21 protein-coding genes are annotated in these 21,104 nt (G+C 69.8%); 10 read left to right on the forward strand and 11 right to left on the reverse strand.

The features are described 5' to 3' along the window. The first annotated feature begins 26 nt into the window (after positions 1-26). Together VFZ09_RS18860 and VFZ09_RS18865 are read left to right on the forward strand one after the other, a co-directional pair. Positions 27-1,262, forward strand: coding sequence for a hypothetical protein (locus VFZ09_RS18860; protein WP_329728991.1), 1,236 nt, complete (start codon positions 27-29; stop codon positions 1,260-1,262). 12 nt (positions 1,263-1,274) lie between these two features. After that, positions 1,275-2,138, forward strand: a complete 864-nt coding sequence (locus VFZ09_RS18865) for a hypothetical protein (protein ID WP_329728992.1) — start codon at positions 1,275-1,277, stop codon at positions 2,136-2,138. 6 nt (positions 2,139-2,144) lie between these two features. Here the strand turns inward: VFZ09_RS18865 and VFZ09_RS18870 are convergent, their stop codons facing one another. Both VFZ09_RS18870 and VFZ09_RS18875 read right to left on the reverse strand, forming a co-directional pair. Continuing rightward, positions 2,145-3,608 carry a hypothetical protein gene (locus VFZ09_RS18870; RefSeq protein WP_329728993.1) on the reverse strand — a complete coding sequence of 488 codons (1,464 nt, stop codon included), beginning with the start codon at positions 3,606-3,608 and terminating at the stop codon, positions 2,145-2,147. Next, positions 3,605-4,384 (reverse strand): outer membrane lipoprotein-sorting protein, encoded by a 780-nt coding sequence (locus VFZ09_RS18875; RefSeq protein WP_329728994.1) that lies wholly within the window; start codon positions 4,382-4,384, stop codon positions 3,605-3,607. The genes VFZ09_RS18870 and VFZ09_RS18875 overlap by 4 nt, the downstream gene beginning before the upstream one ends. A gap of 237 nt (positions 4,385-4,621) precedes the next feature. On the opposite strand from VFZ09_RS18875, the gene VFZ09_RS18880 reads away from it, so the two are divergent. Together VFZ09_RS18880 and VFZ09_RS18885 are read left to right on the forward strand one after the other, a co-directional pair. Further along, positions 4,622-6,424 (forward strand): FHA domain-containing protein, encoded by a 1,803-nt coding sequence (locus VFZ09_RS18880; protein ID WP_329728995.1) that lies wholly within the window; start codon positions 4,622-4,624, stop codon positions 6,422-6,424. A gap of 87 nt (positions 6,425-6,511) precedes the next feature. After that, on the forward strand, positions 6,512-7,105 hold the full coding sequence (locus VFZ09_RS18885; protein WP_047859663.1) for a response regulator: 594 nt from the start codon (positions 6,512-6,514) through the stop codon (positions 7,103-7,105). Between the two features lie 21 nt (positions 7,106-7,126). Here VFZ09_RS18885 and VFZ09_RS18890 read toward each other — a convergent pair whose 3' ends face one another. The 3 genes from VFZ09_RS18890 to VFZ09_RS18900 all read right to left on the reverse strand — a co-directional run bounded on the left by VFZ09_RS18890 (position 7,127) and on the right by VFZ09_RS18900 (position 9,540). After that, positions 7,127-7,900: an enoyl-CoA hydratase/isomerase family protein gene (locus VFZ09_RS18890; RefSeq protein WP_329728996.1), complete on the reverse strand. Its 774-nt coding sequence runs from the start codon at positions 7,898-7,900 to the stop codon at positions 7,127-7,129. Positions 7,901-7,912: 12 nt separating this feature from the next. Further along, positions 7,913-8,125: a biotin/lipoyl-binding carrier protein gene (locus tag VFZ09_RS18895; protein WP_108074967.1), complete on the reverse strand. Its 213-nt coding sequence runs from the start codon at positions 8,123-8,125 to the stop codon at positions 7,913-7,915. Positions 8,126-8,190: 65 nt separating this feature from the next. Then, complete coding sequence (locus VFZ09_RS18900) at positions 8,191-9,540, reverse strand: acetyl-CoA carboxylase biotin carboxylase subunit (RefSeq protein WP_329728997.1); 1,350 nt, start codon at positions 9,538-9,540, stop codon at positions 8,191-8,193. Positions 9,541-9,664: 124 nt separating this feature from the next. On the opposite strand from VFZ09_RS18900, the gene VFZ09_RS18905 reads away from it, so the two are divergent. Then, complete coding sequence (locus VFZ09_RS18905) at positions 9,665-10,042, forward strand: hypothetical protein (protein ID WP_329728998.1); 378 nt, start codon at positions 9,665-9,667, stop codon at positions 10,040-10,042. Between the two features lie 6 nt (positions 10,043-10,048). Here VFZ09_RS18905 and ftsZ read toward each other — a convergent pair whose 3' ends face one another. Further along, positions 10,049-11,263 carry a cell division protein FtsZ gene (ftsZ, locus tag VFZ09_RS18910; RefSeq protein WP_329728999.1) on the reverse strand — a complete coding sequence of 405 codons (1,215 nt, stop codon included), beginning with the start codon at positions 11,261-11,263 and terminating at the stop codon, positions 10,049-10,051. 215 nt (positions 11,264-11,478) lie between these two features. Next, entirely contained in the window at positions 11,479-12,816 is a 1,338-nt protein-coding gene (locus tag VFZ09_RS18915) for a replication-associated recombination protein A (protein ID WP_329729000.1), read from the reverse strand. Positions 12,817-12,924: 108 nt separating this feature from the next. Between VFZ09_RS18915 and VFZ09_RS18920 the strand changes: the two genes are divergently transcribed. Both VFZ09_RS18920 and VFZ09_RS18925 read left to right on the forward strand, forming a co-directional pair. Further along, positions 12,925-13,470, forward strand: coding sequence for a DUF2378 family protein (locus VFZ09_RS18920; protein ID WP_329729001.1), 546 nt, complete (start codon positions 12,925-12,927; stop codon positions 13,468-13,470). A 7-nt stretch (positions 13,471-13,477) separates the two neighbouring features. Next, complete coding sequence (locus VFZ09_RS18925; protein WP_329729002.1) at positions 13,478-14,545, forward strand: serine hydrolase domain-containing protein; 1,068 nt, start codon at positions 13,478-13,480, stop codon at positions 14,543-14,545. Positions 14,546-14,589: 44 nt separating this feature from the next. Here the strand turns inward: VFZ09_RS18925 and VFZ09_RS18930 are convergent, their stop codons facing one another. After that, a complete protein-coding gene (locus VFZ09_RS18930) occupies positions 14,590-15,066 on the reverse strand; it encodes a hemerythrin domain-containing protein (protein ID WP_329729003.1) in 477 nt (158 codons plus the stop codon). 267 nt (positions 15,067-15,333) lie between these two features. Here VFZ09_RS18930 and VFZ09_RS18935 point away from each other — a divergent pair, with 267 nt between their 5' ends. Next, positions 15,334-16,581 carry a hypothetical protein gene (locus VFZ09_RS18935; RefSeq protein ID WP_329729004.1) on the forward strand — a complete coding sequence of 416 codons (1,248 nt, stop codon included), beginning with the start codon at positions 15,334-15,336 and terminating at the stop codon, positions 16,579-16,581. A gap of 59 nt (positions 16,582-16,640) precedes the next feature. Then, the gene (locus VFZ09_RS18940) at positions 16,641-17,543 is read left to right on the forward strand and encodes a hypothetical protein (protein WP_329729005.1); all 903 of its coding nucleotides are present in this window, start codon (positions 16,641-16,643) and stop codon (positions 17,541-17,543) included. 36 nt (positions 17,544-17,579) lie between these two features. On the opposite strand, the gene VFZ09_RS18945 is transcribed toward VFZ09_RS18940, so the two are convergent. Beyond that, entirely contained in the window at positions 17,580-17,996 is a 417-nt protein-coding gene (locus tag VFZ09_RS18945) for a hypothetical protein (RefSeq protein ID WP_329729006.1), read from the reverse strand. A 201-nt stretch (positions 17,997-18,197) separates the two neighbouring features. Between VFZ09_RS18945 and VFZ09_RS18950 the strand changes: the two genes are divergently transcribed. Then, positions 18,198-19,091 (forward strand): hypothetical protein, encoded by an 894-nt coding sequence (locus VFZ09_RS18950; protein WP_329729007.1) that lies wholly within the window; start codon positions 18,198-18,200, stop codon positions 19,089-19,091. A 35-nt stretch (positions 19,092-19,126) separates the two neighbouring features. On the opposite strand, the gene VFZ09_RS18955 is transcribed toward VFZ09_RS18950, so the two are convergent. Further along, positions 19,127-20,494: a cytochrome P450 gene (locus VFZ09_RS18955; protein ID WP_329729008.1), complete on the reverse strand. Its 1,368-nt coding sequence runs from the start codon at positions 20,492-20,494 to the stop codon at positions 19,127-19,129. A gap of 64 nt (positions 20,495-20,558) precedes the next feature. Beyond that, on the reverse strand, positions 20,559-21,104 hold a 546-nt coding region (locus VFZ09_RS18960), incomplete at its 5' end, for a type VI immunity family protein (RefSeq protein ID WP_329729009.1).

Genomic DNA, 21,104 nt, shown 5'->3' on the forward strand with positions numbered 1-21,104 from the left:
GAATCCACCCCCTCGGAGGCCTGCCCATGATGACGGCCGTGCTCCTCGCCCTCCTGCTCTCGCAGTCCGGAGGCCCCGAGGCTCCCTCGGAGACAGCCCCCCCGGGACAGACCATGAGGTTCGCTCCTCCGGAGTCTCCTCTGCCCTCCCTGGTCCATGGGAAGGCCATCTCGTGTGCCTCGATCGGGCCCTCGCCCCAGGTGCCCTCGGGCCGCTACCGGCTGCAGTGCGACGAGTCCACCCGGCGCTGCCTCGCCGCGCCCGCGAACGAGCTGGAGGCGGACGGTACGGAGAGTGCCCGCCCCCTCGAGCGCACGGCGCCCTGCCATGAGCTGGCCCCGGGCCTCCTCCAGCGGCTCGCCGAGGGCTACACCTTCGTGCCCGCCATCGCCGAGGCGCCTCCCGGGTGGTACCGCGACGAGCGCGGCCGGGTGATGCAGTTCAACTTCGACCTGCACCGGCGCGTGTGGTTGGGAGGCGCGTGGGCGCCGCTGTGGCGCACGGGCGAGCCGCGCGCCCTGTCCCGGGGCCGGGTGGACTTCGGCATCATCACCGAGGTCCCCGACGGCGAGCGGATGATGCGCCGCTTCACCGTACTGGACACCGAGCTGGTGCTGGGGGAGCAGTCGTCGCTGGATGCCACGCTGCTGCGCTACGACACCAACGTCCGGCAAGACAAGCCGCCCATCCGGGTGACCACCTTCCTCGGCAAGCCGCGCCGCTGGGACTTCACCTTCGACATGGGCGGATGGCTGGAGGTGCTGCGCCTGGAGCTGCTCCGCCGCGGTGGCGTCGACCACGTCTTCTACACCTTCATCTCCGGGCACCTGACGCTGGACCTGTGGCACTCGAGGGACCTGGCCTCGTACGTGCGCGTGCGGGCCGGCCCCTCGCTGGAGTACGACCGCACCCACGGCTTCTTCACGCTCGTCCCCGGCGCCGTGGCCGAGGGGAACCTCACGCTCGACCCGAACGGCTTCCACCACCTCACCTTTGGCGCCGAGGTGGAGAAGCTCCTCCTGGACCAGCAGGTGGAGGGACGGACGCACCACCCGGAGCGGCTGAGGGTGCGTGCCGGCTACGAGCTCATCCTCCTGGCCATCAACGACCAGCCCTTGAGCCTGGTGCTCGAGGGGCGGGGCCAGTGGCGCACGGACCTCGTGGACGAGCGTCCCGTCTGGGAGTGGTCCGCGAACACGGGCCTGCGCTTCTCGCTGTGGGCGCCCGCCCGCCGCTCCGCGCCCCTGGCGGCCTCTCGCTGAGGAACGGCCGGGATGCTCGCGCTCACGCTCGCGCTGCTGCTCGCCAGTGCCTCCGGGCAGGGAGAGGACTGTGCACGCGCGGACGAGGCCGGGGACCGTTTTCCCATCTGCTTCGACCCGGGCAACGGGCTGCTCCTCGGAGCCGGGCCCGCCGTGCAGGGGGGCGCGGTCACGCCCGAGCTCCATGCCGGCATCCTGTTGCGCACCGAGCGGACGAGCCGCAGCAAGGGCACGCCCTGGCTCAACACGCACCGGCTGTTCGTCACCCGGGCCCGGAGCGGCACCGCGCGCCTGGGACTGACGGCCACGCTCTACGAGGGCAACCTCCGCCGCCACCTGGAGGAGGGCTTCATCCTCGTGCCCACCGCGCGCCCGGTGCGCATCCCCTTCCCGTTCGACCTCACCCTGGCGATGCGGCTGGGGCACTACGAGCGGCGCGTCTGGGAGGGGCCGGGCTGGACGTTGGAGACGGGGCGCGCCGCGCTGTTGCTGGATCCGGTGCGTGCGAGCACGGCGCGGGTGTGGCTCGGCGTGGGGCCGGCGGCGAGTCACATGCTGCGCAGCTCGCGCGCGGGCATGGAGCATGAGTTGTCTCCGTTCACCACGCTGTTGCTCGACGCGGGTTATGAGACGGAGGACGGGTGGTGGACGGCGCGCATCACGGCACTCGCCGGGTGGACGGTGGGCCTCGATGGCGGGATGCGCTTCCGGACGCGCGAGGAGGTGGGCCTGGAGCGGCTCCTCATCGCCGTGAATGATCAGCCGGTGTGGCTGCGGCTCTCCGCGGCGCATGCACACGCGGATGCGGGGGTCGCCCGGGTGGACGAGTGGTCCGCTGGATTGGGGCTTACCGTGAGGGTCTGGAGCGCACGGTAAGGTCCACTACAGCGCCAGCCGCACCGAGGCGAGCACCTGGTCGTTGCGGTTGAAGTAGCCGAATGCACTGAAGGACGGACCCCCGTACACCTCGGCCGCGAGCCCCACGTGCACATGCTCGCTCACGCGCCAGCCCACCCGTGGCGCCACGAGAAAGGAGCGCTGGATGGGCTCGAAGGCCCCACGCATCCCCACCTGCAGCCGTCCCTCCAGCAGCGAATACCCGACGTCCGCCACCAGCAGGTGGAAGAAGGCCGTGCGCTCCCGTCCACGCGCCGTGCCCGGCTCCAGCAGGAAGAGCACCTCCTGCGCACCCACGTTCGGCACCGCGAGCCCGGTATAGGTGACGGAGTAGACGAGGTCCGACTCCTCCGCCTGTGACGCGCCCACCACCCAAGACACCGCGGGCTTGCGCAGTGGCCGCAGCCGGTCGCCGTAGAACGTCCGCGAGGGACTGAAGCCCACGTCCACATCGAGCTGCGTGGGCCCCACCAGCGTGCTCGCCTCGGCGGCCAGCACGTGCTGGCGCGCATACCGGCCGGTGGCGAGCGACTCGCCCGCGCTCAATCGGTCCTGCAAGGAGAGCAGCAGCGCCGCATCCACCGGCTCGCCGCGCTCCCGGGAGCGCAGCAGCGTCTCCAGCTCGGGGTCGAGCGTCACCTGGGGCTGCTTCTCGTTGGCCCATACCCACGAGCCCCCCAGCTTCACCCGGCTCACGTCACCGGTGACGCGCAGGCCCACGTCGCCCGGCAGGCCCGGCCGCTGCGTCTCCAGCAGGCGCGGCTGCAGTCCGTCCTCCACGGAGGCATCCACGGAGACGGGCACCGGCACACCCAGCGGTGGCTGCAGCAGCGCCACGTCCTGGCCGAACACGTCGTAGCGGTCCGCGAAGAAGAAGGGCACCCACACAGCGGTGACGGACAGCGGCCCCACCGAGGCGAGCGCCCGCGCGGCGAAGACGGGCAGCTTCAAGTCCTCCGGCTCGAGCTGCACGAAGCTCTGGCGCAGCTCGCGCGGGTTGAGCACGTCCGAGGGCGCGAAGAAGGGGTTGGCCCCGAAGGCCAGCGTCTGCTGCCCCACCCGCACGTCCACCCACCGGGTGTACACGTCGAGGAAGGCCTCGCCCAGGAAGGGCTCGAAGGAGGACTTCTCGCGCTCGAAGCCCTTCTGGGCCCCGCCGCGCCACAACGCCCGCCCCTCCACCACCAGCCGCAACGCGGGGCTCAGCTTCACGTCCGTGGCGAGCGACGCCCTCCCCCACCCATCCACCACGTGCTCGCCGAGGCCGTCCTCCCGGGCGGGCTCGAAGCCGGTGTCCACGCCCCCCAGCAGCCGCACGTCCCCCCGCACCGTCACCGTGGGCGACACGGGCGCATCCGAGGAGAACTCCTCCAGCGGCTCGGCTTGCTGTGGGGCCGCCAGTGCGAGCGCGGGCACCAGGGCCAGCAGCGAGGGCAACCCGTGTCTCACCCGCGCTCCAGGGCCCGCTCGGTGAAGGCCTCGTCGCCGAGCTGCACCTCTTCCAGCTTCAGCACCTCGAGCGTCGTGCGCGAGCCCGTCTGCAGGTTCTCCATCACCGCCTCCGCGGCGACGAACCGGTCCTTGAACTTCTTGAGCCGCACGGCGCGGTACACCTTGAGCGGCTTGCCCTCGCGGTCCGAGTACTCGGCCTTCACCGGCACATCGGTCTCCTTGTCCACGTAGAGCCTCACCTCGCCGTAGGGGGAGTCCGGCCCGGCCTTCCCGCGCAGCACGTGGGCGAGCCGATCCAGCACCTTCGTCTCCCCCACCAACCGGAGCGACTCGTCGCGCTCGCCGCCCGAGCCCCCCAGGTCCGCGTAGTTGAAGTCCGTCTCCATGAAGGACTGGCCCCGCTGCCCCTTGGCCACCTTGCGCACCCGCTTCAGCTTGGGCAGGTACAGGGAGATATCCGCCGGCTCGCCCGGGGCGCCCTCCACGGTGAGCACCGCCACGCCCGCCACCCCCGCCGGCTGCGAGAAGCGCGCGAGCGAGTGCAGGCGCCCCCCCACCCGCTTCGCCGTGGAGGTGAGCACCTGCTCCTTGCGCCGGCCGTCCTTCAGCACCGTGGTGAGCTTCAACTCCGCGCGCAGGCCCAGCAGGTTGAGGGCTCCCCGCTCCCGGCTCCGGCGGGCGATGTCCGCCGCGGAGTCCTCGGCCATCACCGGGGGAGCCAGCAGGAGCGCCACCGCCACGGCGCACAGGAGGGGGGCGAGCTTGTTCCGCATGGCGCGGACTCTAATCCCCTGCTCCCCTCCCGCCAGCCCCTCGGGTGCCCGGCCCCTCATCCCCCCGCTTCCGCCTCCTTATATGCGGGAGGCCTGATCCCGGCTCGCGGCCATCTGTCCGATAGACAACCGACCCACCCAGGCCCCTTCCTGCGGGAAAAGCCCTGTCGTTTGGGGAGGATGCCCTCCTTGAGCTACCCATGGGCATTCTGCTATAGCTGTAAGGGGACCCGACCCGTGCTGAAGCTCATCATCGAAGACGACGAGGGGCGAAAGACCGTAGTCCCCTTCGTGCGCGACGAAATTACGATCGGCCGCCAGGAGGGGAATACGATCCGCCTGACGGAGCGAAACGTATCTCGCCGCCACGCACGCCTGGTGCGCCAGAACGGGCACGTGCTGGTGGAAGATCTGGGTAGCTATAACGGGGTGCGCATCAACGGCGAGCGCATCCAGGGACAGACCCAGGTCGCCGACGGGGACCTCATCCAGATCGGCGACTACGATCTGGCGCTCCAGAAAGAGGCCGCCGCGCAGCCTCCGGCCCCGCCTCCTTCCCAGGTGGGTGCGCCCACCATCCGCATGCCTTCCTCGGCCCTCCAGGCCGCCCTGGACGAAGCCCAGACCAAGGCCCTCCAGGCCGCCCAGGCCAAGACGGAGCTGGACGTTCCCGCCCACCAGGACGAGGAAGAGGAGCAGCAGGAGGAGCACGACGACGCTCCCACGCCGTCCCCGGCCGAGCAGCGCCGCCACTCCACCGCGGTGATCCGCATGGATCAGGTGGAGATGAACCGGCCCCGCAAGGTGGCGGCGGTGGAGGCCGACGAGGCCCCGCACCTGCTGGTGGTGAGCGCCGAGCTCAAGGGCCAGGAGTTCGCCTGCATCCGCACGGAGATGCGGATCGGCCGCACCGACGACAACGACATCGCCATCGACCACCGCTCGCTGTCGCGCACGCACGCCAAGCTCGTCCGCGAGGACTCCGGCGAGTGGCGCATCATCGACATGCAGTCGGCCAACGGCATGGCCGTCAACGGCGAGAGCTACGCGCAGGCCTCGCTCGCGCACGGTGACCTCATCGAGCTGGGCCACGTGAAGCTGCGCTTCATCGGCCCCGGCCAGAGCACCGACGGGCTGACGCACGATGGCACCGCCCGGGGCTCGAAGAAGGGGCTCGTGCTGGCCCTCGCGGGCGTGCTGGTGCTCGGCGCGGTGGGCGGCGGCGCCTGGTTCGTGTTCGGCCAGCAGCCGGCCACTCCCGTCACCCCGCCCGCGCCCGTCGCGGTGGACACCCGTCCGCCCGAGCCGCAGCAGCCGGCCAACCCGCAGCCGCAGAACCCGGCCCCGGCGCCCACCGAGAACGGCCCCGGGCTCGCCGAGCAGCTCAAGAGCGCCCGGGCCGCCATCGACGCGCGGGACTTCGACGCGGCGGTGAAGACGCTCGAGTCCATCCAGGACGCCAACGGCCAGCGCCCCACCGAGGCCCAGGAGCTGCTCGACCAGGCCAAGGCGGAGCAGGAGTCCAAGCAGAACCTCGACCAGGCCCAGAAGTCCTTCGACGAGGGCCGCCACCAGGAGGCCCTGCCCTTCCTGGAGGCCGCCGAGGGCACGCTCGCCTTCGCCGAGGAGCACGCCGCCCTGAAGGAGAAGGTGGAGGCAGCCATCGCCGCCGCCAAGGGGGGCACCCCGGGCAAGACGCAGGTCGCGGGTGGCAAGACGCCGCCGCGCCCCACGCCTCCGGGCCCCACCACGGAGCAGCAGGCCAAGCAGCTCTTCGACGACGGCTACATGCTGTTGCGCAAGGCGCAGCTGCCCGAGGCCGAGTCCGTCCTCCGCAAGTGCATCAACCTCGATCCCACCTATGCCCAGTGCTACCTCGCGCTCGGAACGGTGATGGCCCGGCGCAACCGCCCGGACGAAGGCGCGCAGTACTACCGCGAGTTCCTACGGCTCGCGCCCAATCACGAGATGGCTCCCAACGTCAGGAAGCTCGTCGCTGACTACGACAAGAGCCAGAAACAACCGGGAGGCGGCAAGTAGGCCGACGGCTCCCGCGTACGCCGCTCCCCCGCGGCGTGTGCGGAGTCCCGGCCTTCGGGCTTCCCCCCTCACACGAGGAGAAGGTTCGTGCAGATTCGTATCCTGGTGGTCGATGATGAGCAGGACAACTGCGACTACCTCAAGCTCGTCCTGATGCGCGAGGGCTATGACGTCGTCACCACGACGGACCCCACCAAGACGGTGGAGATCCTCCGCAGCGCCGACTTCCACCTCGTCATCCTGGACATGATGATGCCGGTCATGTCCGGCACCGAGGTGCTGGAGCAGATCCGCAAGCACGACACGGACGTCGCCGTCATCGTGGCCACCGCCTACCCGACGGTGGACACGGCCGTGGCCTCGCTGAAGAACCAGGCCAGCGACTACGTGAAGAAGCCCATGGAGCCGGACCAGTTCCTCGGCGCCGTGCGCAACGCGCTGGCCAAGAAGGGTCTGTCCCAGGACCCCGAGGCGGACCTGCACCGCGCCATCGGCCGCACCATCCGCGACGCGCGCAAGACGCAGGACCTCACGCTCAAGCAGCTCGCTCGCCGCACCGGCCTGTCCGTCTCGCTGCTCTCGCAGATCGAGCGCGCCGAGTCCTCGGCCTCCATCTCGTCGCTCTACAAGATCGCCTCCGCGCTCCAGCTGCGCATGGGCGAGCTCTTCGGCGACACCTGAGCCGCGGGCGGGCGGCCCGCCTCACTGGCCGCGGAACCGGGGCGTGCGTTTCTCCAGGAACGCCGCCTTGCCCTCCCGGGCATCCTCGCTGGCGAAGGCGCGGGCCCGCACCTCGCGCAGGTGCGCCCGCTCCTCGTCGGACAGGGCCGCCCGCGTGAGCAGGCGGAACGTCTCCTTCATCCCCGACACCGCCAGCGGAGCCTGGCCGGCGAGCGTCCGGCACAGCTCCAGTGCCCGCTTCTCGGCGTCGGCCGCCGGCAGGCACTCATCCAACAGGCCCCAGGCGAGCGCGTCCTTCGCGTCCAGCCGGCGGCCGGTGAGGAAGAGGTTCTTGGCACGCGCCACGCCCACCAGCCGGGCCGCGCGCATCAGCCCGTCCGGTGAGTAGACGATGCCCAGCCGCGCCGGAGGCATGCTGAAGAGCGCGTCCTCCGCGCCGATCCGGAAGTCGCACGAGGCCGACAGATCGAAGCCCGCCCCGAAAGCCGGCCCCCGCACCAGCGCCACGCTGGGCAGCGGCAGGGCCTCCAGCCTCGCCAGGCACGCCATCAGCGCGTCGTCCGGCAGGCGGTCCCCCGAGGGCGCCGCCAGCAGATTCAGGTCATAGCCCGAGCAGAAGGCACCGCCCTCGCCCTGGATGAGGACGGCGCGCGCCCTGCCGGCAGCCGAGGCCAGCGCCTCGTCCAGGCGGGCCACCTGGCTGTCGTCGAGCGCGTTGCGCCGCGCCGGGTTGGACAGCGTGAGGACGCGGACACCGTCGTCCCGGTCCTCCACATGCAGGGCGGACGGCTGCACCGCGCGCGCCCGCTACTCGAGCACCACGAGGACGTCACCCTCGTTGACCGGCTGCGACTCCTTGCAGCGGATCTCCTTCACCGTGCCGTCCTCGGTGGCCTCCACGGGCATCTCCATCTTCATGGACTCCAGGATGACGAGCGTGTCACCCGAGGAGACCTTCTGCCCGACCTTGACCTCGATCTTCCACACCGTCCCGGTGATGTGCGCCGCCACGTCCGCCATCGCTGTGTCCTCCGCAAGGGTACTGCGTGTGCTCTGGGTGCTGCGAGGTAGGGGTCCCGCCCCGGCTACGGCTTCGCGTAGTTGTCCAGGAAGCGCGTGTTCAGGTCTCCCGCGCGGAAGACCGGCTCCTGGAGGATGCGCAGGTGCAGGGGGATGTTCGTCTTGATGCCCTCGATGCGGAAGTTCTGCAGCGCCGCGATGGAGCGCTCGATGGCCTCAGCGCGCGTGGCGCCCGAGACGATGAGCTTGGCGATCATGGGATCGTAGTTCGGCGTGACGGTGTTGCCCTCGGCGTAGCCCGAGTCCAGGCGCACGCCCTCGCCCGTGGGCGGCTGGTACACCTTGAGCGGGCCCGGCGAGGGGAAGAACTTCACGGGGTCCTCCGCGTAGATGCGGAACTCGAGCGCCGCCCCGCGCCGCTTCACGTCCTCCTGCTTCACGGTGAGCTTCTCGCCGGCGGCGATGCGCAGCTGCCAGCCGATGAGATCCAACCCCGTGGTCAGCTCCGTCACCGGATGCTCCACCTGGAGCCGGGCGTTCATCTCGATGAAGTAGATGCCGCCATCCGAGTACAGGAACTCCACCGTGCCGGCATTGGCGTAGCCGAAGGCCTTGGCCGCGGCGATGGCCGCCGCGAAGAGCTTCTGGGACAGCTCCGCGTTGCGCCCGTCCGCGAACAGCGGCGAGGGAGCCTCCTCCACCACCTTCTGGTGACGGCGCTGGATGGAGCACTCGCGCTCCAGGCAGTGGATGAGGTTGCCGTGGTGGTCACCGAGAATCTGCACCTCGATGTGGCGCGGCGCCGGGAAGTAGCGCTCGATGTACACGCCCTCGCGGCCGAAGGCGGCCTTCGCGCGATCCGTGCACTGGCGGAAGACCTTCTCCAGCTCGGCCGGGCTGTTGGCCGCGGCCATGCCGATGCCACCGCCACCCCCGGCGGCCTTGCAGAGCACCGGGTAGCCGATGCTCTCGGCGGCGGCCAGCGCGGCCTGCACGTCCGGGAGCACGTCCTCGGTGCCGGGCACCACGGGCACGCCCGCGGCGGCCACCAGCTTGCGCGCCTGGCTCTTGTCCTTCATCCGCAGCATGGCCTCGGGCGGCGGACCCACGAAGGTGATGCCAGCGGCCTTGCACGCGGTGGCGAACTCGGCGTTCTCCGACACGAAGCCGTAGCCCGGGTGCACCGCATCCGCGCCCGTGGACTTCGCCGCGTCAAGGATGGCGGCGATGTTCAGGTAGCTGTCCTTGGCGGGAGCGGGCCCGATGCGCACCGCCTCGTCCGCTTCCCGCACGAACGGCAGCTCCGCGTCCGCGTCCGAGTACACGGCCACGGTGGCAATCCCCATCCCCTTCGCCACGGCGTTGATCCGGCGGGAAATCTCACCCCGGTTCGCGATGAGCAGCTTCTTGAACATGGCCCGTGTCCCCTCCACTAGAGGCGCGCGAACCTAAACCCCGACCCGCGACGTGACAAGGAGACAACGAGCCATCCGCCGGGAAGTTGCGGGCATGTAGGTAAATGGCGTAGCGTCCTTGCCCGTGAAGCCCTCCACGACAGGAACAGTGGTGGATCTCCAGGGCGCGCGCCATGAGCGGCGGCTGGAGATGTACCGGGCGCGAGTCACCGAGCGCCTTCGCACCAACCGCATAGCCGTCGAGACCCTCTACCAGGGCGGCACCCTCTTCTCGCCCCAGGGCACTCGGGCGGGACGGGCGCTGCTCCGGGCGCATCAGCTGCTCCAGCGGGCCAGCTCCCTGCTGGAGCAGTTGTCCGGCGACGGAGTGGTCCCCGCCCCGCGGCTGCCCGAGCGCATCGACGAACTCTACCGAGAGGTGGACACGCTGCTGTCTCGCAGCGACGCGCTCTCCGGGCGCAACCACCGGGCGGCGAGCGTGGCCCGCCTCCCGGGGCGCTAGCTCACCCTACGGCATCTCCGTCTGGCCCTGGCGGCGCAGGAATGTGGGGATGTCGAACTGATCCTCGTCCAGCGGCAGCGCCGCGTCCTTCACCACCGCGGTGCGGTTGGAGAGCGTGCGGGTGTCCACGGTGGGCATGGAGCGGGAACCAGCCTTGGCGGGCACCAGGCTGGCCACCTCCTCGCGCGGCATGTTCAGCGACACGGGCGAGGGCCGGGTGACGATGGGCACCTGCACCACCTGAGGCGGCTGGCGCACCTTCGCATCGCGCGATACGAAGCCCGTGGCGATGATGGTGATCTTCACCTCGTCGCGGATGTTGTCGTCGATGAGCGAGCCGAAGATGATCTCCGCGTCCGGGTCCGCCGCGTCGTGCACCAGCGTGAGGGCCTCGTTGACCTCCTGCAGGGTCATGTCGCGACCGCCGGTGATGTTGATGAGCAGGCCGGTGGCGCCGTCGATGGAGACGTCCTCGAGCAGCGGGCTGGAGATGGCCTGCTGCATGGCGTTGAGCGCGCGCTTGTCGCCGGAGGAGTGACCGGTGCCCATGAGCGCCAGGCCCTTGTCGCTCATGATGGTCTTCACGTCGGCGAAGTCCACGTTGATGTAGCCGTGGTACTGGATGAGGTCCGAGATGCCCTGGACGGCGTTGAGGAGCACCTCGTCGGCGCGCTTGAAGGTCTCCAGCAGCGGCATGGGCTCGTTGCTGAGCGTGAGCAGGCGCTGGTTGGGGATGGTGATGAGGGTGTCCACCGCGGCCTTGAGCTCCACCAGGCCCTGCTCCGCCTGCTTGCGGCGCTTGTTGCCCTCGAAGAGGAAGGGCTTGGTGACCACGCCCACCGTGAGGCAGCCGAGGCTCTTGGCGATGTCGGCGATGATGGGCGCCGCGCCCGTGCCGGTGCCACCGCCCATGCCGGCGGTGACGAACACCATGTCCGCGCCCTCGAGCATGGCGGCGATCTGATCGCGCGACTCGAGCGCGGCCTCGCGGCCCATCTCCGGGTTGGCGCCAGCGCCCAGGCCCTTGGTCAGGGTCTGGCCGATCTGCAACCGGACGGGCGCCTTGTTCGCCGCGAGCGCCTGCACATCGGTGTTGGCGGCAATGAAGTCGACCCGCTCAAGCTTCGCCATGATCATCGTGTTGACGGCGTTACAGCCGGCGCCACCGACGCCGACGACACGAATCTTTGCGGCCTGCTTGTTCTGGTCGAACTGGTCCATGAGTTCCTTCTTTCGGCGCAGGTCGCGCGTGCCCGCGCGCGCCCCTGCACCCAACATCTTCAGCAAGTCGCGCCCTTTGGCAAGTTCTCAGCTACGAACATGTAGCGCTACGTCGCGGTACCAAGTCGTCACAGGCACTTACGCGGAAGCCCCACCGCGCTTCAGTGCGGCGCGGTGGGTGCATCACGCCTCTTGACTCGCGCGATGAGGTCTCGTCACTCGCCCCGGGACGCCTTGTCCTCGCGCCACCAGTGGCTCATGCGCTCGTGGATCTCCGCCTCGTGGCCCTCCTTGCTCGGCCGGTAGAAGACGGAGCGCTCCAGCGACTCGGGGAGGTACGTCTGCCCGGGCACGTAGTGGTCCTTGTGGTTCCAAGGAGCCTCGTAGCCCTTCTTGTAGCCCAGCTCCTTCATGAGCTCGGTGGGGGCGTTGCGCAGGTGGAGCGGCGGGGCCGCGTTGGGGTGGGCCTCCACGGCCGCCAGCGCCGCGTCCATCGCCTGGTAGCCCCGGTTGCTCTTCTTCGCCGTGGCCAGCAGCAGGGTCGCCTGGGCCACGAAGATGCGCCCCTCGGGCATTCCCACGGAGTGGAAGCCCTCCTCGCACGCGCGCACGATGCTGATGGCCTCGGGCATGGCCAGCCCCACGTCCTCCACCGCGATGACCTTGAGCCGGCGCCACAGCGCCACGTGGTCGCCCGTCTGCAGCAGCCGTGCCGCCCAGAAGATGGCCCCCTGCGGGTTGGAGCCCCGGCACGACTTCTGGAGGGCGCTCAAGAGATCGAAGTGCTCGTCCCCATCCTTGTTGTGCCGCGCCAGCCGGGTCCCGGTGGCCTGGAGGGCCGTCTCCCGGGAGATCTCCGCGCCATCCGCGGTGAGCTGGGCCGCGAGCTCCAGCCCGCCCAGCGCCTTGCGCACGTCTCCCCCACTCCCCTCCACCAGGACGGAGAGCGCCTCGTCACTCACGGTCAGCCGCCGGGCCCCGAGCCCCCGCTTCTCGTCGGAGAGCGCCCGCTGGAGCGCGGTCCGGAGGTCCGCGGGGGTGAGCTCGCGCAGCAGGAAGACGCGGCACCGGCTGACGAGCGCGGGCCTCACCTCGAAGCTGATGTTCTCCGTCGTCGCCCCGAGCAGGATGAGGAGGCCGCTCTCCACATGGGGCAGGGCCTGCTCCTGGACGTTCTTGGCCCAGCGGTGGATCTCATCCACGAAGACGACGGTGCGCCGGTGGTACTGGTTGCGCAGGCGCTCGGCCTCGGCCACCACCTCGCGGATGCGGGGGATGCCATCGGAGACGGCCGAGAGGATGACGAACTCCGCGTCCACGCTGGCCGCCAGCATGCGCGCGAGCGTGGTCTTCCCCACCCCTGGAGGCCCCCCGAAGAGGCAGGAGACGATGGCCTTGCGCTCGATGAGCTGGCGCAGGGGCGCGCCAGGGCCGAGCAGGTGCGCCTGCCCGATGAACTCCTCGGGGGTGCGCGGGCGCATGCGCTCGGCCAGCGGCGCGAAGCGGTTCACATCGACGGAAGCGGCGAACAGGTCGGGTCCAGCGGGGGGCATCGGGAGGCGGCACCCTACCATTTCACGACCCGCGGAAGGCGATGCTTCCCCCCGCCCTGTTCCGGGAGCACGCGGTCCTGTATAGGGACCCATGCCGTCGGCACGTGCATGATGCAGGACTCCTTCTCCGGTCGCGCCACGCAGGGCAGTTTCTTCGAGGGATTGTTCGTCCACTCGCTCCAGGCGAGTGGGCCCTTCGCGGACGCGCTCCGCGAGTGTGGCTACGACCCGAACCAGCCCAAGGCCATCTACCCCATCGAGGTGTGGAACGCGGCGCTCGAGGTGGCCTGGCGCCATTGCTACAGCGGGTGGACCCGCGAGGCCGCCTACCGTGAACTGGGCCGCCAGCTCGGACGGGGCTTCCTGCGGACATGGATGGGCAAGGTGGTGGACATGGGCCTGCCCATGCTCGGCCCGGATCGCCTCATGGCGCGTATTCCCAGCCTCCTGGCGCTCGACACCTTCCGCTATGAGGTCAAGGTGCAGCCGCTCGGCTCGCACCAGTACCGTGTCTCCATCCGGAACGATCCGGACGCCAAGCCCGAGCTCATCGCCGGTCTCCTGGAGATGGGCCTGGGCAGGACGGGCGTCAAGGCCACCACCACGGTGGTGGTGCACCGCGAGCAGGACTTCGACATCGACGTCATCTGGTGAGTCCCCCATGTCCCCTTCCCCCTCCCCTGGCTCGCCCGCCGACGCCATCCTCCACGCCACCCGGCGATACCTCCGTGCGTACCCCTCGGCCGCGCTGTGCGTGGGCATCACGCATCACGGCGCGCACCACGTACGGGCCCTCCGCGCTGACGGGCCGCCTCCCGCGGCGGACTCGCTGTACGAGCTGGGGGCACTCACCCAGGTCTTCACCGGCAGCCTGCTCGCGCTGTTGGTGGACCGGGGTGAGGTGAGGCTCGACACGCCGCTGAAGGAGCTGATTCCCCTGCCGCTGCTCCCGGATGAGACCGCCGGCCGCATCACCCTCGAGCAGCTGGCGACGCACACCTCCGGCATGCCGCGTGTCCCGCCCAACCTGCGGACTCCCCAGCAGAACCCGGCCGATCCCTACGGCCACTACACCGCGGAGCTCTTCGGCGCATTCATGAGGAGCTATCACCCTCGTCACCCGCCACCGCGAAAGTACGCCGAGTCCGTCATCGGCCTGGGCGTGCTCGGTCATGCCCTCTCGCGGCGCATGAGGCTCAACTATGGCCATGCCGTGCGGGACCTCCTCTGCACGCCGCTGGGGTTGAGCAACACCACCGCCGTCCGCCTCTCCGAGGAGCAGGAGCGGCGTCTGATTCCCGGCCACTCCGCCCGGGGCGAGACGATGCCGGGTTGGACCTTCCCGGCACTGCCTGGAGCGGGGGCCGTCCGCTCGACGGTGCCCGACCTGCTGCGCTTCCTGGACGCGAACCTCGGCCACGAGGAGGCCGGGCTCGGCCGGGCCTTGCGGCTCACGCACGAGCCGCGCGCGAAAGCCCTCGGCGGGCACACGGGCCTGGGGTGGAAGATCTCCCAGGTGCGTGGCGGGACCATGGTGTGGCGCTCCGCGGTGACGGGCGGCTACGCCGGCTTCATCGGCTTCTCGGCGGAGGCGGACGCGGGAGCCGTCGTCCTGTCGGACCACGCGAGCTCCCGCCTCGCCTCGCTCCTCGGGCGCGTGCCCGTCGAGGAGCCCGGTTTCGAGCTCCTCACGGGATACCTGCGTGAGCGTGGCCCGGCAGCCTCCTGAAGTACCGGGCAGGCATCCGAGCTGCGGGCTGTCACGCGGACGAGCTAGATGGCGCCCAGTTGCGAGTCGTGCGAGACGGCCGGAAGGGCTCCGGGCTGCGTCAGCTCGCTCACTCCCCGAACGAGCTCATCGCCCAGGCGCGCGAGGTGCTCGGCGGAGAGGAGCCGCCGCACCTGTGGGAAGAGGACGGACCGCTCCTCGGCCACGTGCGCCTCCACGGATTCGCGGAGGCTGATCAGGGCGGGCTCGAACTGCATGTCGCTGACCTCCAGGTGCAGCAACTGGGAGATCAGCGCCTTGGCCTCGGCATGATCGTCGTAGGAGTGCTGGATCAAATCACTCGTCTCGGCCAGCTTGACCTCCGGGTAGAAGAAGCGCTCTTCGAGCTGCGTATGCAGGGTGAGCAGGTAGGCGAGACGGCGGAACAGGTGGGTCTTCTCATCCCCGCTCGCCACCGCCACCTGCTGGAAGAGACGCTCTGCTTCCTCATGCTGCTGTGTCAGGAGTTCGATCGGATCCATGAGGAGGACGCTCGGCATTGACGCGTCCGGGAGCAAGCCGCTTCATCCCCGAACGCCGGGCAGCCGGGCACCATGGCCTGCAACTTGCTGCGTTGGGCGCCCGCTTTCCTGGAGGAACCGTGCGGGTCCGAGCCGCCCGCGGAAGCGCCTCCGAGGAGCTGAAGAACGCCGCCACGGATGTCCTGGGTGTGGAGGGTGTCGGGACGCTCGAACTCCCGAGCCGGACGGGACTCAGCCCGGGCTCGCGGTCCGGCTAGACTCGGGCATATGACACGCCTCTTCTCGTTCCACAGCCGCTCCTGGCACCTGACGTACCACCTGAGCCGTACCCTGCTCGTCCTCGCACTCGGGTCCCTGTGCCTCGAAGCGAGGGCAGCCCCCGCGCCGTCCGAGACCTCCGCCCAGGCCCCCTCTCCCTCCGTCCTCTTCACGCGCGCCTGCGATGCGCTCGAAACCGGAGACCTGGATGGCGCGGCCAGCCATATCCTCACGCTGCGCCAGACGCTTCCCGAGAGCCCCGAGCCGCGCCTGCTGGAGTCACTCCTCGCCCTCAGGCGCACCAAACCCGCCCTGGGCTGGCGTGACGCCTTCATCCAGGCCTGGAATGACATCGGCAGGCCCGACTTCAGAGAGTCCTCCGTGCTGCCGGAAGACACGGAGCCACACGCCACGGGCCCCAGCCCCGAGGACGTCTGGAAGCAGGAGCTCTCGGCCGAGCAGCGCTTCCTGGTCGCCCTCACCATGAAGCTCGATACCGAGCGGGCCCACGCCCTCATCCAACAGCTCCCCGTGCTCGCGCCCGCCGAGCTGATCGTCCCCATCGCCGAGTACATCGAGCGCGACGAGCCGCCAGCCCCTGTGCGCGCCCGGCTCCGAGCCGCCCTGCGCGCCCGCCTCGCCGCGCTCTCCGCCGACTACCCGAAGGCCATGCAGCTTCGCGCCCTGCTCCTCCTGGAGGGGACGGACACCCAGGCGCCCTTCACGGCCCGGGAGATTCAAGAGCTCGAGGCACTCTCGCAACTGCCCGACTGGCGCCAGAGCGATTTCCTCTCGATCAACCGGTACGCGCTGCGCCACTTCGAAGCCACGGGGATTTCCCTGCCGGAGAACCACGCGTACACCGTCGCCGTGATGGCGCTGGTCAGCCCCGTGCCCTGGGTGCTCCAGAAGCGCACCGATGCCTCACGGGACACGCTCACGCCCGCCGAGCGCCAGCGCCTGGGCGAGGCCCTGTGGCGCATCGGCTCGCGCCTCTCCGCGGAGTCCTCCATCGTCGAGCTGCTCGTGGGGCTCAACCTCATGAAGAAGGCCGCCACGGAGTTGGGGGACACCGAGCGCCTGCGGCAGGCCACGGAACGCAGTGACGACGCTCGGGCCAGCTACAGGGCCGTGGATCGCGCGGCGCCCTTCCGCTGGCCCCTGCCCTCCCTGCGCAAGGCGATGATCGAAGCCTCCATGAGCGACGAGGTGGCCCACATGCACGCCTTCCGCGAACCCGAGGCCGGTGCGCGGTAGGCTTCGGAGATGAATCCTCCCGGCCCGGAGCAGGCGCGGAACAAGCCTATGATGCGCGGATGAGTCAGTCGCGACGCAGACGGAAGAACCCCACCCCGCCGCCCCCGAAGCGCGCCTCCGCCATCTCCATCTGGGCGGTTGTCGCGCTGGTGGCGGGGGGCGTGCTCGTCGGGGTCCTCATCAACGACCTCCGGCAGGACGGGCAGCCCGCTCGGCCCGCCGCCACGTCAAGAGCACAGGCCCAGGGACCCTTCCAGCTCGAAGGGGAGCTGGCGGAATACTGGAAGGCCGCCACGGCGAGGTGGTGTCCGCGCATGGCCACGCTCCAGGGGGGCGACGCCGGACAGCTGGGTGAGCTCACCGTGGAGCTGACGAGCATTCAGTGTATCGCCCGGATGTGCGAGCACTCCGAGAAGCTCGAGGGAGTGGACCCGGCGGCGCTCGGCAAGGTGAAGCGGATGTGCGGTCAGGTGGAGTTGATGTTCGAAGGACAGCTGGCGGCGCTGACGGAACACTACGGCCGCATATGCCCCGAGCTCATCCAGACGTGGAGCGGACGCCCCTGGAGCCCGAACAACCACCTCGGGCTCTACGCGGACGTGCGCCAGTGCATGGAGCGCCATTGCGAGGAAGTCGATGGTGGAATGGGCTCGGAGGCGCGTTGCGAGATCGCCGCGGACCTCGCCGAGGTCTTCGGGGACGCCCAGGCCGCCGCGAGGCTGAGGGGGCGGGCCCGGCTCGCGAAGGCGCGCGAGAATCAGTTGTGGGGACCGCTCTCGGAGGAGGAGAAGAAGGAGGAGCGCGAGGACGCGGGCATGAAGGTGATCGCCAGACGCCTGCTCGCGCTCTGCCGCCAGGGGAACCCGCGCTACTGCGCATCCCTGGCGAGGTACTGCGAGATCGAAGGCAATCCTCCGGACGTATGCCCTGCGCCGGGAACCTCGGACGCGGGCTCCCGGTAGCACCACCCACCGCGAGCCACGACCTTGGGAAAGACGTCACCGCTTGGAGCGAGGACTCCGCTTCGGACGCTTCTCCGGCTTCTCGATGACGATGTCGTATTCAGTCTCGCGCTCGGGAAAGCGAACGAACCCGGCGCCTTCCGTCGCCAGGAATTCATCCAGGAGACGGACGATGGCTTGGAGGGTGCGCTCCAGGTCTCGCTCATTGGCTTCGTAGACCTGCTGAGCCCACCAGGTGGGCAGATGCCGCCACTTGGGGTGCCGCTTGTACATCCACTCCCTGAATTGTTCGTGCTGGCCCTTCTGCCCCAAATCTCCGAGGGCATCATCATAGCCCGTGATGTAGAGGGCGAGATGGTCGAGCGTGAAGTCAGGGGCGAACATCCTCGGGCGCAAGCAGATGTGGCGCATGTGCTCGAACAGACTTCCCGCATTGAGTCGTACAGGGCTCATGGCAGTGTCTTTCTCTGTATTGGCTCGCCTTGAAGCGTAGCGCCTTCACCCCGGTCGTGTGCCCTTACGCACGCCACGTCGTCACCATTTGTTCCTCCAGGCCGCAGTCTCATCCCTGGACCCCTCGTGAAGTCACTGCTGGGACGCCTGACTCAAAGACACTGGAGTTTTGGACGAACCGGTGCTGTAGCGCGCATCCCCATGACACGCACCACGCGCTCCCTGGTTCTCGCGGCCCTCCTTCCCACCCTCTGCGCCTGCTCCACGCCCACGGCCTCGCGAGGCGCCCCGCGGCAAGCCGTCACGCTGCGCTTCGCCTGGCCCGAGCAGCTCTCCGCCCGCGTCACCCACTCCGTCACGATGAACAGCCCCCTGGGCAACACCCAGGTCCAGCGCAGCTATTGGCTGACCGTGGCGCCGGCAGAGGAGGAGGGCCACCGCCAGCTCGTCCCGAGTGACATCGAGGTGTCTCCGCCCCAGTTCGCCGCCATGGTGGATCCGGTGCCCACGGTGCACTTCGACGACGATGGCTGCTTCCAGGGCATCGACCTCCAGGAAATGCCAGGCCAGCAGATGCTGGAGGTGCTGCCCATGGAGCCGGAGAAGAAGGCGGAGCTCCTCGAGAACCTGGTGGCCGTACAGGAGGAAGCCGCACTGGAGTACTGGGATCGGCTGGTGGCGAGCTGGCGCGGCGTCACCCTGACGCCCGGCGAACCGGTGCGGTTCGAGACACAGATGGTGGTGGGCACGGGCTTCATGGAGAAGAAGGAAGTGGCCGCGGAAGAGCGCACCTCCATCGAGGTGGACGTCCCCTGCACGCCGGACGCCCAGGAGCGGCGCTGTGTGCGATTGACGGTGGATCTGCAGCCGGTTGGCCAGTCCGAGGCGGAGACGGGTCCCATGGCGCGCAAGCGCTTCGAGCTGGTGACGGACCCGGACACGCTGGTGCCCTACTCCACTCGACTCACGCGCATGGACAGGGTGGACTGGGGCAAGGACGGCGGCGAGCAACCGCTCAAGGAGTTCCTGCAGGTGGAGGAGTACGTCTACACCTACGGAGCCCAGCGCGTGCCTGCCGGCTCGACGCAACTCTGAGCCCTTCGAGGCGCCCTGCTTCCGCGTCGAAGGATTCACTCGGGGTTTCCACCGCCTCGGCGATTCCGCGGGACGAGCCGGAGCGGCACGCGGCGGGGGAAGCGGGTGTTGAACACCACCTTCGGTTCCACGGGCCTGATGTCGGCCGCTTCGAGCCGGTAGCGCTGCAGAAGGCGCACGACGAAGAGCTGCATCTCCATGAGCGCGAACCGGGCGCCGATGCAGACGCGCGGGCCCGCCCCGAAGGGCAGCCATGCGTACGGGTGGCGGGAGCCCTTCTCCCCGCCCTCCTGGACGAAGCGCTCGGGAAGGAACTCGTCGGGCCGCTCCCAGAAGACCTCGTGATGGTGGGTCGCGAACGGGCTCACCCAGACCGTGGTGCCACGCCTCACCCTGTGTCCACCGAGCACGGTGTCCTCCGCCGCCTTTCGCGGAAAGAGGAGCCAGACCGGCGGATTGGCTCGCAGGTTCTCCTGCAGGACGGCCTCGAGATAGCGCAGCTCCGGCAGATCCTCGGCCCGCGGCTCCCGGTCCCCGATCACCCGCTCCATCTCCTCGACGAGCCGGTGGGTGATGTCGGGCCGCCGCGGCAGCAGCGCGAGGAGCCACGAGAGCGAGACCGCCGAGGTCTCCTTGCCGCCAATGAAGAGGCCGCTCAACTCGAAGCGGATGCTCGAGTCATCGAGCCCTCCGCCTTGCGCGTCCCGCATCTCGAGCAGATCCGTCAACAGGTCGCGTGGCCGCGCCTCGGGCGGCAACTCCCGGCGCTCCCGGACGATGCGCAGGGAGACCTCCTCGAAGGCCCGCGCCGCGCGCCAGGCGAGGCGCTGCTTGCCGAGCTCGAGGGGAGCGAAGGTCACCGCCTTCATCGTGAGGTCGACCGCCTCGCCCGCGCGCCGGAGGTCCTGCGCGTCGAGCCGGGTGCCGAAGAGCGAGCGGATGAGAATGCTCAGGGTGAGCGCGTGCATCTCCGGCAGCGCGTCGAACGGCCGGCCGTCCCGGATGAAACGCGCCTCGAGCGACTCGAGCTGCTGGTCGATCGCCCCCAGCATGAGGGGGACCAGCTCCGCGAGCCGCTGGCGGCGGAAGCTCGGCTGCATCAGGCCGCGCCGCTCGGCCCATGCGGTTCCCGTGCGTCCGATGAGCCCGTCGCCCGTGATGGGCGTGAGCACACCCCGCATGTGCGGCGGAAACTCCGCGCGGACAACCCCCCTGCTCTCGGCGAGGGCGAGGCGCACGTCATCCGGGTGCGTGACCATCACCCCGCCGTTGCCCCCCGGCAGCTCGAACGAGAAGACATCACCGAGGCGCTCCCGCGTGGCGCGCGCCCAGTGTGGGCCAAACCTCAGCGCGACGCCGAGGAGTGGAAGGCCCGAGGCTTTCGGTATGGCGGACTCACTCATGGGGAGTTTCTGGCACGGTGTGGAGGTTGTTGTCTGCTACGGAGCCCAGCGCGTGCATCCGGCATCAGTCGAGGAAGCGGCGCTCCCACCGGCGCATGTCTTCGTCGGAGAAGCCACCCCAGTTGCCACGATCCATGTACAGCCAGGGTTCCATCACGTGTGCCAGCTCGCGGTACTCGGGCAACGTGCGGCCCTGCTCCGTGTCACCGGCCTCCGGCCAGTTCCCCAGCGTCACCACGGCCCGCTCGCCATCGAGTTCCTGCACGGTGGTGCCGGGCGAGCGCAGGCGCGCGCGCAGGCCCGCGGCGCCCCCGAGCTCGCCCAACACGGGCGGGCCCAGGAAGTTCAACCAGTGCACCCCATTCACCCGGGTGCCAATGGAGAATGAGTCGAAATTCACGCCTGGGATGTCCAGGCCGGGATGGCGAAAGGCCATGTCGCGGATGGCATCGGTCGTGCCAACGACGCTCTCCGGGTAGTTGAAGCACAAGCCCCCATGTCCGGAGCAGAAGGGCAACGCCGCCGCCAGTTCCAGCGCCAGTTCCCGCACGTGCCCCGGCCCGTGTGCTTCCAGGTACTCCGTGGGAAGGATGAAGGACAGCGCGCTTGT

This window comes from Archangium sp. (assembly GCF_036277355.1).
In the GTDB taxonomy this organism is placed as follows: domain Bacteria; phylum Myxococcota; class Myxococcia; order Myxococcales; family Myxococcaceae; genus Archangium.

What these genes read in the sequence shown, in the direction of transcription:
- VFZ09_RS18955 (WP_329729008.1), bottom strand. Translation starts at nt 20,494, where the DNA reads ATGAGTGAGTCCGCCATACCGAAAGCCTCGGGCCTTCCACTCCTCGGC.
- VFZ09_RS18945 (WP_329729006.1), bottom strand. Translation starts at nt 17,996, where the DNA reads ATGAGCCCTGTACGACTCAATGCGGGAAGTCTGTTCGAGCACATGCGC.
- ftsZ (WP_329728999.1), bottom strand. Translation starts at nt 11,263, where the DNA reads ATGGACCAGTTCGACCAGAACAAGCAGGCCGCAAAGATTCGTGTCGTC.
- VFZ09_RS18925 (WP_329729002.1), top strand. Translation starts at nt 13,478, where the DNA reads ATGTCCCCTTCCCCCTCCCCTGGCTCGCCCGCCGACGCCATCCTCCAC.
- VFZ09_RS18865 (WP_329728992.1), top strand. Translation starts at nt 1,275, where the DNA reads ATGCTCGCGCTCACGCTCGCGCTGCTGCTCGCCAGTGCCTCCGGGCAG.
- VFZ09_RS18950 (WP_329729007.1), top strand. Translation starts at nt 18,198, where the DNA reads ATGACACGCACCACGCGCTCCCTGGTTCTCGCGGCCCTCCTTCCCACC.
- VFZ09_RS18915 (WP_329729000.1), bottom strand. Translation starts at nt 12,816, where the DNA reads ATGCCCCCCGCTGGACCCGACCTGTTCGCCGCTTCCGTCGATGTGAAC.
- VFZ09_RS18860 (WP_329728991.1), top strand. Translation starts at nt 27, where the DNA reads ATGATGACGGCCGTGCTCCTCGCCCTCCTGCTCTCGCAGTCCGGAGGC.
- VFZ09_RS18935 (WP_329729004.1), top strand. Translation starts at nt 15,334, where the DNA reads ATGACACGCCTCTTCTCGTTCCACAGCCGCTCCTGGCACCTGACGTAC.
- VFZ09_RS18895 (WP_108074967.1), bottom strand. Translation starts at nt 8,125, where the DNA reads ATGGCGGACGTGGCGGCGCACATCACCGGGACGGTGTGGAAGATCGAG.
- VFZ09_RS18875 (WP_329728994.1), bottom strand. Translation starts at nt 4,384, where the DNA reads ATGCGGAACAAGCTCGCCCCCCTCCTGTGCGCCGTGGCGGTGGCGCTC.
- VFZ09_RS18920 (WP_329729001.1), top strand. Translation starts at nt 12,925, where the DNA reads ATGATGCAGGACTCCTTCTCCGGTCGCGCCACGCAGGGCAGTTTCTTC.
- VFZ09_RS18900 (WP_329728997.1), bottom strand. Translation starts at nt 9,540, where the DNA reads ATGTTCAAGAAGCTGCTCATCGCGAACCGGGGTGAGATTTCCCGCCGG.
- VFZ09_RS18930 (WP_329729003.1), bottom strand. Translation starts at nt 15,066, where the DNA reads ATGGATCCGATCGAACTCCTGACACAGCAGCATGAGGAAGCAGAGCGT.
- VFZ09_RS18940 (WP_329729005.1), top strand. Translation starts at nt 16,641, where the DNA reads ATGAGTCAGTCGCGACGCAGACGGAAGAACCCCACCCCGCCGCCCCCG.